General features: G+C 69.0%; 14 protein-coding genes and 2 pseudogenes. 3 read left to right on the forward strand and 13 right to left on the reverse strand.

Going from position 1 to position 16,668, the window contains the following annotated elements:
* Positions 1-45 precede the first annotated feature (45 nt).
* From AB4Y78_RS08990 to AB4Y78_RS09000, 3 genes are all read right to left on the reverse strand, one after another.
* The gene (locus AB4Y78_RS08990; protein WP_441713397.1) at positions 46-3,324 is read right to left on the reverse strand and encodes a DEAD/DEAH box helicase; all 3,279 of its coding nucleotides are present in this window, start codon (positions 3,322-3,324) and stop codon (positions 46-48) included.
* Positions 3,325-3,481: 157 nt separating this feature from the next.
* Positions 3,482-3,673, reverse strand: coding sequence for a hypothetical protein (locus AB4Y78_RS08995; RefSeq protein WP_441713398.1), 192 nt, complete (start codon positions 3,671-3,673; stop codon positions 3,482-3,484).
* A 456-nt stretch (positions 3,674-4,129) separates the two neighbouring features.
* Entirely contained in the window at positions 4,130-5,635 is a 1,506-nt protein-coding gene (locus tag AB4Y78_RS09000) for an HNH endonuclease signature motif containing protein (RefSeq protein WP_441713399.1), read from the reverse strand.
* 131 nt (positions 5,636-5,766) lie between these two features.
* On the opposite strand from AB4Y78_RS09000, the gene AB4Y78_RS09005 reads away from it, so the two are divergent.
* Both AB4Y78_RS09005 and AB4Y78_RS09010 read left to right on the forward strand, forming a co-directional pair.
* Complete coding sequence (locus tag AB4Y78_RS09005; protein ID WP_441713400.1) at positions 5,767-7,857, forward strand: heavy metal translocating P-type ATPase; 2,091 nt, start codon at positions 5,767-5,769, stop codon at positions 7,855-7,857.
* Positions 7,858-8,039: 182 nt separating this feature from the next.
* Positions 8,040-8,924 carry an aldo/keto reductase gene (locus AB4Y78_RS09010; RefSeq protein ID WP_441713402.1) on the forward strand — a complete coding sequence of 295 codons (885 nt, stop codon included), beginning with the start codon at positions 8,040-8,042 and terminating at the stop codon, positions 8,922-8,924.
* Positions 8,925-9,000: 76 nt separating this feature from the next.
* On the opposite strand, the gene AB4Y78_RS09015 is transcribed toward AB4Y78_RS09010, so the two are convergent.
* The 7 genes and pseudogenes from AB4Y78_RS09015 to AB4Y78_RS09045 all read right to left on the reverse strand — a co-directional run bounded on the left by AB4Y78_RS09015 (position 9,001) and on the right by AB4Y78_RS09045 (position 13,717).
* Positions 9,001-9,339 carry a TraR/DksA family transcriptional regulator gene (locus tag AB4Y78_RS09015; protein WP_007929433.1) on the reverse strand — a complete coding sequence of 113 codons (339 nt, stop codon included), beginning with the start codon at positions 9,337-9,339 and terminating at the stop codon, positions 9,001-9,003.
* A 34-nt stretch (positions 9,340-9,373) separates the two neighbouring features.
* Positions 9,374-9,490, reverse strand: a pseudogene (locus AB4Y78_RS09020) (LuxR C-terminal-related transcriptional regulator); the annotation flags it as partial.
* A 67-nt stretch (positions 9,491-9,557) separates the two neighbouring features.
* Positions 9,558-10,688, reverse strand: coding sequence for an NAD(P)/FAD-dependent oxidoreductase (locus AB4Y78_RS09025; protein ID WP_441737060.1), 1,131 nt, complete (start codon positions 10,686-10,688; stop codon positions 9,558-9,560).
* A 141-nt stretch (positions 10,689-10,829) separates the two neighbouring features.
* The gene (locus AB4Y78_RS09030) at positions 10,830-11,132 is read right to left on the reverse strand and encodes a putative quinol monooxygenase (protein ID WP_441713404.1); all 303 of its coding nucleotides are present in this window, start codon (positions 11,130-11,132) and stop codon (positions 10,830-10,832) included.
* Positions 11,129-11,698, reverse strand: a complete 570-nt coding sequence (locus tag AB4Y78_RS09035; protein WP_441713405.1) for a type 1 glutamine amidotransferase domain-containing protein — start codon at positions 11,696-11,698, stop codon at positions 11,129-11,131. Before AB4Y78_RS09035 ends, AB4Y78_RS09030 begins: the two co-directional genes overlap by 4 nt.
* 1 nt (position 11,699) lies before the next feature.
* Complete coding sequence (locus tag AB4Y78_RS09040) at positions 11,700-12,866, reverse strand: glutathione-independent formaldehyde dehydrogenase (RefSeq protein ID WP_040881699.1); 1,167 nt, start codon at positions 12,864-12,866, stop codon at positions 11,700-11,702.
* A 539-nt stretch (positions 12,867-13,405) separates the two neighbouring features.
* Entirely contained in the window at positions 13,406-13,717 is a 312-nt protein-coding gene (locus AB4Y78_RS09045; protein WP_421009278.1) for a putative quinol monooxygenase, read from the reverse strand.
* 106 nt (positions 13,718-13,823) lie between these two features.
* Here AB4Y78_RS09045 and AB4Y78_RS09050 point away from each other — a divergent pair, with 106 nt between their 5' ends.
* Positions 13,824-14,765, forward strand: coding sequence for a GlxA family transcriptional regulator (locus AB4Y78_RS09050; protein WP_441713406.1), 942 nt, complete (start codon positions 13,824-13,826; stop codon positions 14,763-14,765).
* A gap of 495 nt (positions 14,766-15,260) precedes the next feature.
* On the opposite strand, the gene AB4Y78_RS09055 is transcribed toward AB4Y78_RS09050, so the two are convergent.
* From AB4Y78_RS09055 to AB4Y78_RS09065, 3 genes and pseudogenes are all read right to left on the reverse strand, one after another.
* Positions 15,261-15,734 carry a hypothetical protein gene (locus AB4Y78_RS09055; protein ID WP_441713407.1) on the reverse strand — a complete coding sequence of 158 codons (474 nt, stop codon included), beginning with the start codon at positions 15,732-15,734 and terminating at the stop codon, positions 15,261-15,263.
* Positions 15,724-15,975 carry a hypothetical protein gene (locus AB4Y78_RS09060; RefSeq protein ID WP_441713414.1) on the reverse strand — a complete coding sequence of 84 codons (252 nt, stop codon included), beginning with the start codon at positions 15,973-15,975 and terminating at the stop codon, positions 15,724-15,726. The genes AB4Y78_RS09055 and AB4Y78_RS09060 overlap by 11 nt, the downstream gene beginning before the upstream one ends.
* Positions 15,976-16,206: 231 nt before the next feature.
* Positions 16,207-16,581 (reverse strand): annotated as a pseudogene (locus tag AB4Y78_RS09065) (TIR domain-containing protein); the annotation flags it as partial.
* Positions 16,582-16,668 lie beyond the last annotated feature (87 nt).

Raw genomic sequence — 16,668 nt, forward strand, 5'->3', positions numbered from 1 at the left:
GATCTCGTGCCCCCACCGACAGGTGAGCCCCTGCAGGGGGGTGGCTCACCCGTCGGGCTCGAGGAGGGCGCGGATGTCGGCAGCGGTGATCGCCCCGGACAGCTCGCCGCCGTCGTCGACGACCCGCTGGAAGAGATCTCGCTTGCGCTCCTGCAGCTCGACGACCTTGTCCTCGATCGTGCCGGTCGACACGAGGCGGTAGACCATGACCGGCTTGTCCTGCCCGATGCGGTGGGCCCGGTCGATGGCCTGCGCCTCGGCGGCGGGGTTCCACCACGGGTCGAGGACGAAGACGTAGTCGGCCTCGGTGAGGGTCAGGCCGACACCGCCGGCCTTGAGGCTGATGAGGAAGGCGGTCTGCTCACCCTGCTTGAATGCGTCGATGACGCTCGCGCGGTCGGTCGTCGCCCCGTCGAGATAGCTCGTCGTGATGCCCTCGCCCTCGAGCCGCTCGCGCACGATCGCGAGGAAGCCCGTGAACTGGCTGAAGACGAGTGCACGGTGGCCCTCCACGGCCAGCTCGCCCAGGTGCTCGACGAGCACGTCGAGCTTGGCCGAGATGCCCTGGCCGCGGCGCTCGCCGTCGACGAGACCGGGGTCGAGGCTCAGCTGCCGCAGCCGAGTCAGCGAGGCAAGGATCGCCACGCGGTTGGCGTCGGGGTCGTCGAGCAGCCCGAGCACCCGCTTGCGCTCGCGCTGCAGGTGTCGGTCGTAGATGCGCCGGTGGGTCGAGGAGAGCTCCACCGGGAGAACCTGAATCTGCTTGGGCGGCAGGTCGATCGCCACCTCCTCCTTGGTCCGACGCAGCATGAGCGGGCGGATCCTGCGGCGCAGCCGGTCGAGGAGCTCGGGCTGCTCGCCGGACTCGATGGGCTTGCGGTAGAGGTCGCCGAAGCGGTCCCGACGCGGGTAGAGCCCGGGCGCGGCGAGCGCAAAGAGGGACCACAAGTCCATGAGCGAGTTCTCGAGCGGGGTGCCGGTCACCGCGAGGACGAAGGGGGCGGACAGCCGCCTCAGGGCCTGATGGGTCTTGGAGCGGTCGTTCTTGACGAACTGCGCCTCGTCGAGGATCACGCCACGCCAGCCGACCTCGGCGAACTCCGCGGCGTCGATGCGCAGCACCGCATAGGAGGTGACGACGAGGTGGGCGCCGTCGACCGCCTCGGCGACGGACTCGCCGCGGCGGCGGTGGGTGTGCGGCAGGGTGCGCACGACGAGGTCGGGGACGAACTTCGCGGCCTCGCTGGCCCACGTGCCGACGACGCTCGTGGGGGCGACGACGAGCACCGGCCGGTCGAGCTCGCCCGCCTCGTGGGCGCGGGCGAGCAGTGCCAGGGTCTGCACGGTCTTGCCCAGGCCCATGTCGTCGGCGAGGACGCCCCCGAGACCGGCGTCCCAGAGCGTGCTCAGCCAGTGATAGCCCTCGAGCTGGTAGGGCCGCAGGGTCGCCTGCAGGGAGGCCGGCGCCTCGGGCACCGGGCGGCTGTCGATCTCGCGGAGGGTCTCGACACCCGAGCGCCAGGCGTGCTCGACCTCGACGTCGGCGATCGCCGCGAGCTCGTCAAAGAGGTCGACCTGGTAGCGGCTCAGCCGCACCTCGCCCGCCTCCGGCTCGACGAGTGCCCGCGCCTCCTCGATGAGCGCCCGCAGATCGTCGAGGACCGGGTGGCCGAGCCGGAACCACTCACCGGTCTCGAGCTGCATGATCTCGTCGCCGGCGACGAGCGCGGCGAAGAGCGGCTCGAAGGGGACCTCGACGTCGCCGACGGTGACGCGCACGTGCAGGTCGAGCCAGTCGGAGCCGCCGTCGTCACTCGCCGGGTGGAGGGACACATCGGGCTCGGCGTCCAGCTCCTCGAAGCTCGACACGTCGTCGTCGACGACCACGATGCAGCGCGGGTCGTCGTCGAGCCGCGGCACGACCTCGGTGAGGGCGAGAACCGCCGCGGGCCCGTGGAGCCGCATCGGCGAGCGCAGTCGCCAGCCGTGCTGAGACCGGATCCTCGCGCCCGGCAGGTCGGCGAGCGCCTCGAGGCCCTCCAGCAGGGCGCGCTCGGCCCGCCGATCGCGAGGGAGCGACCCCTGCTCGTCGGCACCGACGACATGGGTGTGCCCTCCCGCCGTGTAGGCGAAGCCCAGGTCGAGCAGCACGCCGTGGCCGTCACGACGCACGTGGACGTACAGCTGCGGCGGCTCGGGCTGCGGCAGGTCGACGCTGTCGTCGGAGGAGATCACGGTGACCCGCTCCCGCAGCCGGGGGAGGAAGAGGGCGACGAAGCGCTCGACATCTGCCTCGGGCACGACGATGTCACGGCCGGCGACCAGCTCACCCAGCTCGGGTGTCAGATCCGCACTGAAGCGCGCCAGCCGCACCCGCTCGCCGTCGTCGCCCGCCTCGGTCCAGACGACTCCGTGCGCCGGCTCGCCGACGAGCTGGAGATCACCGGCGTCCGGGCCGGCACCGTCGATCGAAGGGCGCAGCAGGAGCCCCTCGTGGACGGCCGTCACGTCGAGGACCACCTCGACCGCCTCGTCGAGCATCTCGACCTCATCGCCGGCCTCGCTCGCGATGAGCGCGACGCCCGCGTCGCGCACCCGCCGCAGTGCCGTCCAGACATCGGGCCCGAGCACGTCGAGGTGGACGTCGCCGCCCGACCCGTAGGAGTAGCGGCGGGCGCCGGTGCGCGCCTCGTGGAGGGTGAAGAGGGAGGTGAGAGCACTGCGGTGGTCCTCGCGGACCGCCGCCGCGGTGAAGGAGTTGGGCTGGAGGAGCTCGCTCCACGAGTACTTCTTCGCCCAGTGGCCCGCCTTGGTGCGGCGGGTCGGACGCACCCGCACGCGTGGTGCGCGCTCACGCCCCCACGTGTGCACCGGTGACTGGACCCGCTCGACGACGAGCGCGACGGGAGACCCCTGGTCCAGCGACTCCGGTGGCGGCTCGGTGGTGAGGGAGGCCAGCGCGTCCTCCCACGGTCGGCTCGGCTCGACCTGCTGGATGCCCCCGAGAGCGTCGCGGACGCTGAGCACGACGGCCACCGCGTGCTTGCAGTCGTGCGCCACGGGGCAGCTGCAGCGCGCGCCCCACTCGACGACGGCGTCGGCCGGGTCCCCGCGCAGGGAGACGATCGTCTGGTAGGCCTCGCGCCCCGAGCCGGACACCCGGGCCACGAGGACCCGGCCACGGTTGAGCGTGGCGACCTGCTGCACCATGCCGCTCTCGGCGTAGTCGACGCCCCGCTCGAAGGACCCCGGGTCGGTCGCCTCGACGATGGCGACATCGCTCAGCCCGCGCACCCACGCGGCGTCGTCGACGTCCCAGACCACGGGTCAGCCCCGTTGCGAGGGCGAAGGGAGGATCGGCATGTCCCCACCGTAGGCCGCTCCCCCGTCACTGCCCGACGACGACCACCGGCTGTGGACGCCCGGCCACCACGCATCCGGTCTGTGGACGGCTGCTCGGGCTGCGGCCCCCTTCGGCCCGTCAGGCCCCGACGTAGCGCGCCGTCACCGCGTCGACGAAGTCGTCGGGACCGCGCGGCCGCGCGTCCCGCCACCAGGCCAGCCGCACGGGAATCCTGCGGACCGTCGGCCACCGGGCGGTAGACGACGCCCGGCCCGGGTCGTGGTCGGCGGTCGCCGACGCCGTGATGCCGACGCAGCGCAGCCCACGCATAACCCATCCGCAGGCGGCCGTGACGACTGCGGACGTAGGTGGTGAAGCGGTCGGCCTCGGCCAGCACGCGGCGCGCCTCCGGCAGCATCTGTTGAGCGTCGCCGGCATGACGATCCACAAGACGACGAAGGAAGCGGGCTCCCCCTTCGCCTCGACCAGCGCGTCGGCGCACGCCGACGGCTACCCGACCGGGGTCGCCCTCCCGAGGTCGGCAAGCTCGGAGAGCGGCCGGCCGCACCCCACCGCCACCGCAGGGGCGCCGCGAGCGAAGGGGGCAGTGGGCAGGGGGGCCGGCCAGCCCGAATGCCCGCACCCCTGCATTGCCGTTGGGCAATGCGGCTTCCCCCGCCCAACTCCGCACGACCTGAAGGAAATGCGATCTCACGGGCCCCCAACTCAGGGCCGCGGGGGCGTGCCGCAGCGCCCGACCGCGGGGTCGGGCGCGGGGCGGGGTGGCTACAGGTGCCAGGTCACCCCGCCGTCACGGACCGTGCACGCCAGCTCCTGCTGGTGCACGCGGGTGTGGTGCCGCTCGCACAGCAACGCCGCATTGCCGATGTCGGTGCGCCCACCCAGAGACCAGTACCGCACGTGGTGCGCATCGGTCCAGTGCGCGGGCATCGTGCACCCCGGGAAGGTGCACCCCCCGTCCCGCAACCAGAGCAACCGCTTCTGCCCAAGGGTGAAGAACCTGGTCGCGCGCCCCAGCTCGAGCGGCTCACCACCACTGCCGAGCATCACCGGGATCACCCCGGCCTCGCAGGCCAGCTTGCGCACGCTCGACGGCGAGAGCACCGCCCCTGAGGCCGTGACCCCGCCGGCGTGACCGCCACCGGCCACACCACCAGCACCCAACTGCCCTGCGACACCGCTGCCGCCGACCCCCTGAGACCCGCAGACTCCGCACGTGCTGTCCGTGGCCATCAGCAGCGAGGACATCGCGATGGTCACCATCACCTGCGCCTTGTCACTCGTGCCCACCTCACCCGGGCTGGACACCCCACGACCCACGATGGACACCAGGGCGTCCGCGCGACGCCGCGCCGCAGGCCGCGGGTCACGCTCGCCGTCAGGGCCGGGGACCGGCTTCGACAACCCCGCCACCGCCGCGTCGATGATCGCCGCGCCCTCCGCATCGAGCACCAGCTTGTAACGCGTCAGCCCGCTGGCATCGGTGTGGCTCGTCAACGACCGCGCCGACCGCGCCCGCTCGTCATCCGCCGCCAGATCCCTGGCCGGGCTCAACATCCGCGTCGTCTGGGTGATCGCCGCCGCCAGCTTGCGCTCGTCGAGCCCCGGAACCCGACCCGAGACGCGCCCACCCGGGCCGGTGCGCACGACCTCGTCGCGGGCCGCACCGAGCAGGACCCCCAGATCCGCCTCGAGGAGCTCGGGGTCGGCAACCCGACACATCCCCTCGTGGAAGCGCACCAGCTGATCGGCCTTGCCCAGCGGCAGGTGGCCACCTTCGAGATCGGCGAGCACCCCGGCGAGGCCGGCCGGCGGCGGCCGATCGCCCCACTCCTCTGCTTCTGGCTGCACCTCGCCGGCCACCTGCTCAGGTGCGTCCGGACGAAGGGGGACGCTGCCCCCTTCGTCGTGCGTGCGGTCGACGAGCGCGGCTCCGGCCCGCAGACCTGCCCTGGCCACCCGCACCACAGACGTCACGTGGCGCACCGCCGGCCGCGGAGCGGACCGACCCTCGCTCACCCCGACCCAGTCGGTCTCCGACCACGACTCACGCTCCGGAACACCCCGCGCGATGCCCTCGCGCACCAACGCCACCTCGGCCGCCTCGAGCACCGCCCTCGCCCGACCGATCGCAGCCAGACCCTCCGCCAGCTCCTCCTCCGGTGCCTGCCACAGGTCCGGCATCTCCAGGGCAGCGATCGTCAGGGCTCGCACCGAGTCCCGCAGACCCGACACAAGCCCCAGACCCTCCCACTGCGTCGCCACTGACATGCTTCGATCATATGTTCGACATGGGGTCGCCGGGAACCCCCTCAACCCCTGTTGATTCAACGGATTCTCATGGACCGGCTGTGGACAACCGCCGGCTGGGAACATACCCATATGGGGTATACTCGTTGGGCATGAGCACCGCCCAACCGGACCACGACATGCACGAGGACCTGCACCACGAGCACGCCGAGCACGACACCCATGCCGGGCACGGTGGGCACGGCGACCACGGTGGGCACGCGGGGCACGGCGACCACGTCGCGCAGTTCCGCCGACTCTTCTGGATCATGCTCGTGCTGGCCGTCCCGGTCGTCGGCTTCGACCCGATGTTTGCCGACCTCGTCGGCTACGACCTGCCGCACCACGGCTGGACGACGTGGATCGCACCGTTCGTGGGCACCGTGATGTACGCGTGGGGCGGACGCCCCTTCCTCACCGGCGCCGTCGACGAGATCCGCTCTCGCAGGCCCGGGATGATGCTGCTCATCGCGCTGGCGATCACCGTCGCCTTCGTCTCGTCGTGTGGCGCGAGCCTCGAGTTGCTGCACCACGAGCTGAGCTTCTGGTGGGAGCTGGCGCTCCTCGTCGTCATCATGCTGCTGGGCCACTGGATCGAGATGCGCTCCCTGGCCCAGACGACCTCCGCCCTCGACTCGCTCGCCGCACTGCTGCCCGACGAGGCGGAGCGCGTGGAGGGCGACGAGATCGTGACGGTCCCCCCTTCGTCCCTCGCGGTCGGTGACGTCGTCGTGGTCCGGCCCGGCGCGTCCGTCCCCGCCGATGGGCGGGTCGTCGAGGGATCGGCGAGCATCGACGAGTCGATGGTCACCGGCGAGTCGCGCACGGTGCGGCGCGAGGTCGGCGACACCGTCGTCGCGGGCACCGTCGCCACCGACTCCGGCCTGCGGGTCGAGGTGAGCGCGACCGGCGACGAGACCATGCTCGCCGGCATCCAGAGTCTCGTCGCCGACGCCCAGTCCTCATCGTCACGGGCCCAGCGCCTCGCAGACACCGCGGCCGGTTGGCTCTTTTGGTTCGCCCTCGGCGCGGCGATCATCACCGCACTCGTCTGGACACTCATCGGCCTGCCCGACGACGCGGTCGTGCGCACGATCACCGTCCTCGTCATCGCCTGCCCCCACGCACTCGGCCTGGCGATCCCGCTCGTTGTCTCGATCGCGACCGAGCGCGCCGCTCGCGCAGGCGTGCTCGTCAAGGACCGGCTCGCGCTGGAGTCGATGCGCACGGTCGACACGGTGCTCTTCGACAAGACCGGCACGCTGACGCGCGGCGAGCCCACGGTCACCGGCATCGAGGCCCACGGGCGCGACGAAGGGGAGGTCCTCGCGCTGGCAGCGGCCGCCGAGGCCGACAGCGAGCACCCGCTCGCCCGGGCCATCGTCGGCGCGGCCGAGCGCCGCGGGCTGACGGTGCCGTCCGCGAGCGGCTTCACCTCGTCGCCGGCGGTCGGGGTCAGGGCCGAGGTCGGCGGCGAGACCGTCGAGGTCGGCGGCCCCTACCTGCTCGAGCAGCACTCTCTCGGTGAGTTGCCCGTCGCCGACGCCTGGCGGGAGGAGGGCTCGATCATCCTCCACGTCCTCGCCGACGGTGACGTGATCGGGGCGCTGCGCCTCGCCGACGAGATCCGCCCCGAGTCCCGCGAAGCCGTCGACGCGCTGCACGCCGTCGGCGCCCAGGTCGTCATGATCACCGGCGACGCGCAGGCGGTCGCCGAGTCCGTCGGCGCCGAGCTCGGCATCGACCGCGTCCTCGCCGGCGTGCGTCCGCAGGACAAGGCAGCCCAGGTCGCGCAACTGCAGGACGAAGGGAGGAAGGTCGCCATGGTCGGCGACGGCGTCAACGACGCCCCAGCCCTCGCGCAGGCCGACGTCGGCCTCGCGATCGGCGCGGGCACCGACGTCGCGATCGGCTCTGCCGGAGTCGTGCTCGCCAGCTCCGACCCGCGCTCGGTCCTGTCGGTCATCGACCTCTCGCGCGAGACCTATCGCAAGATGAAGCAAAACCTCTGGTGGGCTGCCGGCTACAACCTGCTGTCCGTGCCGCTGGCCGCCGGCGTGCTCGCCCCGATCGGCTTCGTCCTGCCGATGAGCGTCGGCGCGATCCTGATGTCGCTCTCGACGATCGTCGTCGCGCTCAACGCGCAACTGCTGCGGCGGCTGGACCTGGCACCCGAGCGGAGCGCGGCGAAGCTGCGCGGCTGAGCGCACACACCCGTGGCCAGCCCGAGAGGGCAGGGAGTCAGCGGCTGTGAGCCCCTCGGCAAGGGGCTCGGGTGGTCCCGAAGCGTGATCCACGCAGCAGCGCAACACCCGCGAGCAGGACACCGATGCCCGACCACGCACCTTCGGCGGCCTCCCGGACCTCTCCGGCTAGCGTCGAGACCATGAGCATCCCCACGATCACCCTCAACAACGGCGTGACCATGCCTGCCCTCGGCCTCGGCGTCTTCCAGACCCCGCCGGACGAGACCATCGCGGCGGTCGAGGCCGCGCTCGAGGTCGGCTACCGGCATGTCGACACCGCCGCCGCCTACGGCAACGAGCGCGAGGTCGGCGAGGCGATCCGCCGCTTCGGTCTCGCCCGCGACGAGGTCTTCGTCGAGACGAAGATCTGGATCAGCGACTACGGCTACGACGAGACGCTGCACTCCTTCGACAAGAGCGCCGGCAAGCTCGGCGTCGAGCAGATCGACCTGCTGGTCCTGCACCAGGCTCTGCCGGGCGAGTTCGACACGACGATCGGCGCCTACCGAGCGCTGGAGCGGCTGCTCGCCGACGTCAGGGTGCGCGCCATCGGCGTCTCGAACTTCATGCACGAGCACATCGACCGGCTCCTCGCGGAGACCGAGGTCGTGCCGGCCGTCAACCAGATCGAGGTGCACCCGTACTTCCGCCAGTCGGCGCTGCTCGACCGCAACAACGAGCTCGGGATCGTCAGCCAGGCGTGGTCCCCGATCGGCGGCATCACCTTCTACCGCGACTCCGGCCACACGAGCACACTCGAGAACGAGACGATCCGCTCGATCGCGGACGCACACGGCAGGACGCCCGCGCAGGTCATGCTCGGCTGGCACCTGCAGCAGGGCCGCCAGGTCATCCCGAAGTCCGTGACCCCCGCGCGGATCGCCGAGAACTTCGACGTCTTCGACATCGAGCTCTCCGAGACCGAGCTGGCCGCCATCGACGGCCTCGACACCGGCAAGCGCGGTGGCCCCGAGCCGGAGGACATCACGCTGGAGAGCTTTGGCCGGGAGATCCCGGAGGCATGATGGGCCGCTTGGCCCATGAGACACAGGCATCCCGCGTGCTCGCGCACGGGATGTCCTTGATCCGCACCACCTGCGATCAGCGGGCAGCGCAATCGATGCAGGTCCGCGCCGTGGGTCGCGCCTCGAGCCGACCCGCCGAGATGGGGCGACCGCACCGCTCGCAGGTGCCGTAGTCGCCTGCGTCGAGGCGGGCCAGAGCAGCGTCGATCTCGCGGAGGTGCTCGCGCGCCTGCCGAGCGAGCGCATCGACCTGCGAGCGCTCGAAGGCGATCGTCGCCCCCTCCGGGTCGTGCTCGTCGTCGGCGTTGCTCCCCTCGCTGGCCTCGACGAGCGCGTCGAAGTCACCGGTGAGGGTCGCGAGACGAGCGAGGGTCTCCCTTCGCTCTGCGTCGAGAAGTGTCCGTGGGTCAGGCATCCACGCATCATGGCACCCCCCTCGTTTCGGGCAGTTAACCGATGGCGGCGGAGCGGTCGGAGACGTGGAGCTCGGCGAAGATGTTGGAGACGTGGTTGCGCACGGTCTTGAGGCTGATCATCAGCTCGTGGGCGATGGTGGCCTTGCCCCTGCCCGCGGACCAACTCCACCACCTCGCCCCAGCTAGCGCTGGCGTCGCATCCGTGGGTCAACGGCCACTAGTCCTGGGCTTCGCCGAGGCGCGCGTCGGGCGTGAGCTCGCCCCTGAGACCGCCGCCGGTCGCAGCCCGGGCAAGAGCGCGACCCAGCGCAGGTGCCTGCTTGAACAGATTGTGACCGGCCACAAAAAAGACAGAGCCTGCCTCCCACACGGCCACGCCGTCCTCGCTCCACGGGAGGTCGGTCACCCAGCAGTGAAGGAAATCGCGCGGCTCTGGGTGGAGACCGGGCAGCGCCCGTGCCACGTATTCGCGTGCGCGCTCGTCCAGCGATCGAATCGCCGCAGGGTCGATGAACGTTCCGTCGTCGCGGACGCCGACGGTTTCGCTGAGTCCGACCGAATAACTGCTGTTACCCGGTAGCGGGGTCGCGTACACGCCGACTTCGCCGAAGACGCCGCTGCTGTCCTGCAGGCACGCGACTCGTGCCGGGGCGGCGGCTTTCACGTCGAAGGTCAGCCGGACGTGTGCGGCAAGGCGAACCGGCAGCGACAGGCCGACGCTGCGGGCCAGGCGGGCGGTTTCGCGGCCGGCGCACACGACGACCTTGGAGTAGACAGCCCGGTCGGTGACGCTGCGCACCTCGACCGTCCCATCGGCACGGGGATCGATGGAGATGACCTCTGAGGTGGTGACGGCATCTGCGAGGCCACCCGCGAGTGCCGTGATCGCGGTGCGGGTGCGGATCGCGCCGCCCGACTCGTCGAGCACCGCTGGCCCCGAGTACCCAGCGAGCAGCGGCATTCGCTGGGCGAGCTCGGCGGCATCGATCTCGTGCGCTTCCACGCCGCCGACCTGGTCGAGCACCCGCAGCCGCGCCAGGGCGCTGTCGCCGATCGCCACGACACCATCTGATGAGACCAGCTCGACGTCGAAGTGTTCGGCCCACTCATCCCATACGCCGCGGCTTTCGCGCGCGAGAGCGACGAGTCGCGGGTCGTCGTGGGCGTGCCGGAAGATCCGCGACTCGCCTGCGGACTGACCCGTGCCGGGCACACCGGCCTCGTACAAGCGGACCGGAACGCCCTGCTCCCGCAGCGCGTACGCCGTCGACAGACCGACGATCCCGCCCCCGATCACTGCTACCTCGGGTGAACGCGTCGTGGCAACGTCGTTGTCAGTTCCTGTCATCGCGGTTCCTCGATCTGTTAGGGATGTGCGATAGGCCGCATGAGAAGGGGCCGCTGCCACGACGTCAACGGACTGTGTCAGCCCGAAGTCACCGCGCGCAGCGGCCCCTCATGTCGGGGTCAGTAATCCCGGTTTGTCGTGTCAGGCGGGAAGCTTGGAGCCCAACACGTCGAGCTTCTCGATCGTCGGTTCGGAGAACAACGTGCCGGTGTTTTCGCCGAGAGCTGCCGCAACAGCACCGGACAGGTGAGCGTCACGTCCGGCGTCGTCGGGGAACACGTCGAAGATCCCGAAGGAGGAGGGCCCGAGGCGGATCGCGAACCACGCAGTGGTCGCCGGCTCTTCCCCGACAAGCGCACGGCCGCTGTCAAGGAACTCCTTCACGTCGTCCTCCTTGCCGGGCAGCGCGTCGAACCTGACCAGCAGTCCCTTGGTCACACTCATGACTGCTGCTCTTCCTTCGTCGTGGTGCCATCGAGCTGGGACACGATCGCCGCGGAGAACGCCGGCAGGTCCTCCGGCGAACGACTGGTGATGAGATTCTTGTCGACCACGACCTCCTCGTCAACGACGTTCGCGCCGGCATTGCGCAGATCCGTGCGGATGCTCGGGAAGGACGTCAGGGTGCGACCGGTGGCCACGCCCGCCTCGATCAACGTCCACGGTCCGTGACAGATCGCCGCCACCGGCTTGCCGCTCTCGACGAAGTCCCGGACGAAGGCGACAGCGTCCTTGTCGACCCGGAGCTGGTCGGGGTTCACCGTGCCGCCCGGAAGCACCAAGGCGTCGTAGTCGGCCACCGAGGCCTCAGCCACCAGCCCGTCGACGCCGAACGTCCCCGCCGGGTCCAGGTCGTTTTCGCGGGCCTGGATCTCGCCCTCATCGAGCGAGAGGACCTCGGTCCGAGCGCCGGCCTTGTCCAGAACCTCGCGGGGTTGCTCGAGTTCGACGCGCTCGACCCCGTCCGCGGCGAGGATCGCGACTCTCTTGCCCTGCAGATCTGCTGCCATGTCAGTTTGCCTTCTTTCCGTCGGACATACCCGGCTTGATGACGACCTTGGTCCAGCCTTCGGACCTGGAGTCGAAGTTCCTGTAGGCGTCGGCGGCCTGGTCCAGCGAGATCTCGTGGGAGACGATCCAGGACGGCTTCGCCTTGTCAGCCGCGATCAGGTCACGCAGCCGGCGGTTGTACCTCTTGACCGGGCACTGACCGTTGCCCATGGTCTGTCCCTTGAACCAGTGGGTGCCGAAGTCGATGGCCGCCTTGCCCTGCTTGGCCAATTCGCCCTTGGCCCCCGGGTCCTCGGGGACGAACACGCCGACGGTGCCGATCCCGCCGGTAAAACGCACCGAGTTGATGAGCATGTTCAAGGTGGCAGCCGGGTCTTCGTTCCCCTGCGGGTCGTGGGCCTGGTAGCCCACGCACTCGCAGCCACGGTCGGCTCCGAGCCCCATGGTCTCGTCCAGCACAGCCTGCACGGGGTCGGTCTTGGAGTCGTCGATGGCGATCGCTCCGATCTGCTCGGCCAGCGCGAGCCGGTCGGGGTGGCGATCGACCACCATGACCTTCGCGGCGCCCTTGATCGTCGCGGACAGCGCAGCCATCAGACCCACCGGACCGGCTCCAGCGATCACGACGCTGTCGCCCGGGATCACGCCAGCCATCTCGGTGGCGTGGTAACCGGTGGGGAAGATGTCGGAGAGCATGACGTAGTCATTCTCCTTCTCCTCCGCGTCCTCGCCCAGGCGCAGTGCGTTGTGGTCGCCGAAGGGCACCCGGAGCAGCTCGGCCTGGCCGCCGCCGTACGGGCCCATCTCTGCAAAACCGTAGGCCGCACCGGCGGCAGACGGGTCAGGCTGGGTGGTGAGGCAGTAGTTCGTGAGCCCGCGCTCGCAGTTCTTGCAGAACCCGCACGAGATGTTGAAGGGCAGCACGACCCGGTCGCCGACCTGGACCTTCTCCACGCCCTTACCGATCTCTACCACCTCCCCCATGTTTTCGTGGCCGAAGGTGCGGCCCTCCTCGAAGGAGGTCCGTCCCTCGTACATGTGCAGGTCCGAGCCGCAGATATTGGTCGTTGTCATCCTGACCAGCACATCGGTGGGGCGCTCGATCTTCGCGTCCGGAACATCCGTGACCGCGACATCCCTGGGCCCCTGATAGACGACAGCCTTCATGGCGAGTCTCCAATGGTTGTGCGTGGTGAACTTCTGACTCCTTCACACTCACAGTGCGTCACGGCCGAGTCAAGCGCGTGTCACCGAACCCGACATGATCCGGATTGTCCGCGGTGGCGGCACGTCATGCCCCCGCGGTCGCGATGGTGCTCGCCGTCGTCGTGGTCGCCGAGATCGCATAGTTCGGCCCGGTCAGCGGCTCGTTCGCCCCGTGGGCGCATCAAGCGATAGACGCAAAGCCGACGTGATGAGGTCGTCCGTTCGATTCCGACAGGCGGCTCCGGCGAACAGCCCCTGACCTGCGGAAATGCAGGTCAGGGGCTGTTCGGTTCTGGTGGTCGCGCGATGCGCTGGCCTCACGGCTCTGCCCGACACCGACGTCGCTCTCCTCTGCGACGGACCCCTCGCCGGCTGAGCGCTCGCGGCCGGCATCCTGTCCGTGTGCCGATAGGCCTCGCACCGCTCGGCAACGCAGCATGGCGTTGCGTCGCGACCTGGCGACGGCTCGGCGGGGCGCGATCGTCTCGTGCGTTGGCGGACTACGGGAGCTTGGACGCGAGGACGTCGGCCGGCAGGATCTCGGGTGCTGCGCCGAGGAGGTGCTGGTTGGCCATCAGGGCTGCGACGATGTCGCCGTTGGCGTGGGCGTCGCGAGCGGCCTCGTCGGGGAATGCATCGAAGATCCAGAAGGTGTCGGCGTCGGTCCTGACCGCGAACCAGACAATCGTTCCTACTTCTTCGTTGGCGAGTGCGACAGCGCCGGCGAGCAGATCGGCGAGCGCGTCGTGCTGTCCATCGGCCGCGACGATCTTGGCGACAAAGGCATACGGAAGTGATGCGGGTGTGGACATGAGGGACTCTCCTTGAATCGGGGTTCTTCGTGGGACGAGTTCAGCGTATGACGAGCGAGGGCCGGTGGGGAGTGGCGTATACGGCAGTATTGCTATTGTTTACGTCATGCGTATCGGACTGATCGCGATCGACGGCTGCTTCGGTTCGGCTATCGCGTCGATCATCGACATCGTGCGGGTGGCCGACGGAGCCCGCGGCGATGTCGACCCGCGGATCGACCCGATCGAACTCGCCATCCTCGGACCGAAACGGCGAGTGACCACGACGGCATCGATGACCCTGTCGGTGGACCACCCGCTGTCGGAGTCCGCAGAGTTCGACGTGGTCGTCGTCCCTGCGCTTGGAACCCTCACGGCCGCCGCTACCAACGACGCCCTCCAGAGCCGAGATGCTCGTTCGGTCATCGCCTCGCTCGGGCGCCTCGACGAGGCGACCACCCGGATCGCCGCGGCGTGCACCGGCGTGTTCGCCGTCGCCGAGACCGGACGGATGCATCATCGGCGGGCGACCACCAGCTGGTTCCTGGGGCCGGAGTTCCTGAAGCGCTATCCGACCGTCGCCCTCGATCTCGACACCATGGTCGTGGCCGACGGGAACCTCGTCACCGCCGGCGCCGCGTTCGCCCACATCGACCTCGCCCTCTCACTCGTGCGATCGATCAGCCCCGACCTGGCCCAACATGTCGCCAAGCTCCTCATCATCGACGAGCGCCCGTCGCAGGCGGCCTTCGTCGCCTACGAACATCTCCGGCACGAGGACCCGATCGTCGTCGAGTTCGAACGCTTCGTGCGCGCCCGCCTGGACGAACCGTTCAACGTCGCCTTCGTCGCGCAGTCACTCGGCACCAGCCGGCGCACCCTCGAACGACGAGTCCGTGCGGCGCTCAACCTCACTCCGCTCGGCTTCGTCCAACGGCTTCGCATCGAACGAGCTCGGCACCTCTCAGCAACCACGGACCTCACCTCCGCCGACATCGCGCTACGAGTCGGCTACGCGAACGCCGAGACTCTGCGCTCCCTCCTGCGCAGGGAGCGACACCGTTCCTGACCTCTCGCCATGCCTGTAGCCGGTGTCCTAGTGCGCGACTGGAACCACCTCTCAGCACGTCGCGTCGACGCTCCTGCGTCGCCCCTGGACGACCCACTCGACACGCCCGCCGCACAGGCCATGTGCGTGTCCCGGCTTCCCGGACGGTCGGGGTTGGGTGGCTGTGATGTCGCTGCGTTCTCGTCGAGAGGATCAGCAGACCCGATCAGAGTCGATTGGGATAAGACGCGAAGGCGGTCAGGTCAGGGGCGGCCGAAGCCGGCCGGCGGGGTAGCGTCGGTCACGTCGAGGTCTTTCGGATGGATGGCGTAGGAACCTCCATCGTCGGGAGATCTCGACGTCTATCTGCGGACCGACGCGCCCGGCCGAACTACACCCTCATCTGGGAAGAGCCTCATAACAATGGGTTTTTGCAGGCTGTTTCACTCATCGCTTGCGCACCCAACTACGGAACACGAGTGGTCCGCAACCGCAGGTCCTAAACGGGAAGCTCACTCACACAGCGAAGGGTGTGCCACACACGAGGCAGTGGAGCTGTCCGGCGTGGTCCTCCGGAACCTTCACTGGCTCGAAACTGTGGCATGGCGAAGCGACGATGACCATGTCGTCTGGTTCAGTCAACGGCAACGACTCGTCTGGCGCCTCTTGGCTGCCCCGCTGGAAGGTGAAGCCCTTCATGCGCTTGAACATGGAGTCCAGATCGTCGTTCACCATCCCCATGATCTGAGGCATGGCCTTCTGCTGCGCTATGTCCAGTTGCTCGGGCGTAAACCACGAGTCTTCGCCTGCCGGCTGGCCACACAAGGGGCACCAGTAGGCGCTCGGCGATGGGTGTTGTTCGGCTTCCTGGTTGGCTGGCCCGTCATGCCACTTAAACTGTCGGGTGCAGGTCGGGCACTCACGACGAATGAACCCATCAGAGTCAGTTGGGATCTCGATAGAAATCTCGACCTCGTACTCATCGTCCATTGACGAACTCCTCCTGTCGGATCTCAACGCCGTCCGCTGTCTTGCCCGTAATAATTACCGTGAAGTACGCCGGAAGCGAGGACGACAGGCGCAACATCCGCGCGGCTGAGACCGACTTCCCTGCAGGCAATCGCGGCACTGGAAATCCATCCTCGCGCCATTCGCGACCCGCGGTGTGGTCGTCCGGCATCTCAAAGTCCAAGCTGTAGACGTCACCCGGCCCATGGTTCGTGATGGTCATGCGTTGACTGTTCTTACCTGACGACGAGAGCTCTGCCCTGAGGCGCGGCTGGCCATCAGTTTGCGACGAAGGGAGTTTGCGCCCTAGTGGCAGTCCCCCACCTGGCGCAGGTGGGGGCGTGAGGTCTCCTTCGTGGTGCCAATCAGTGCCATCCGTCCTTACGGCGCACCCAGCCGTCTTCAAACGGTTCGCCAGCTCCTGTCGCTTGCCCACGCCGTTGTCGAGACGCACCACATGACGTCCATGGATATCGCTGAAGGACTTCACGCGCCCCAGTTCGACAATGATCGTACGATCCTCATCCCGAGCTAGGGCCATGCCTGCCTCGAAGAGGACGTTCGGTCGAGGTTGCATCTGAGGGGTCGTCTCAGGGTCCCCGGGAGGAGCAAGGCTTTCATGGAGATGGGCCACGTCGTCCGGAGTCTGGAGGACGACCACTGCTTGTGCGGCGCTGAAGGCTACGTTGAGCACTTCCCCGATGTACGGCGATCCGCTACTGGTCATCGCTATTGCTTCTGACCATTCAATGGGGTCAAGACCGATTGACCTCAGGAAGGCGAAGAGCCCCCGACGAGCTGGCTCGTTTCGACCGTGGATCACGAACACCTTTCGGGCGTCGGCTTTGCTCGGCTCGATTGACAACGCTTGGGCCCCTCACTTGATTGAACACTTCGATGCTCAACCGTAGCCGTC

It is taken from the genome of Janibacter sp. RAF52, from assembly GCF_052114035.1.
Taxonomy (GTDB): domain Bacteria; phylum Actinomycetota; class Actinomycetes; order Actinomycetales; family Dermatophilaceae; genus Janibacter; species Janibacter hoylei.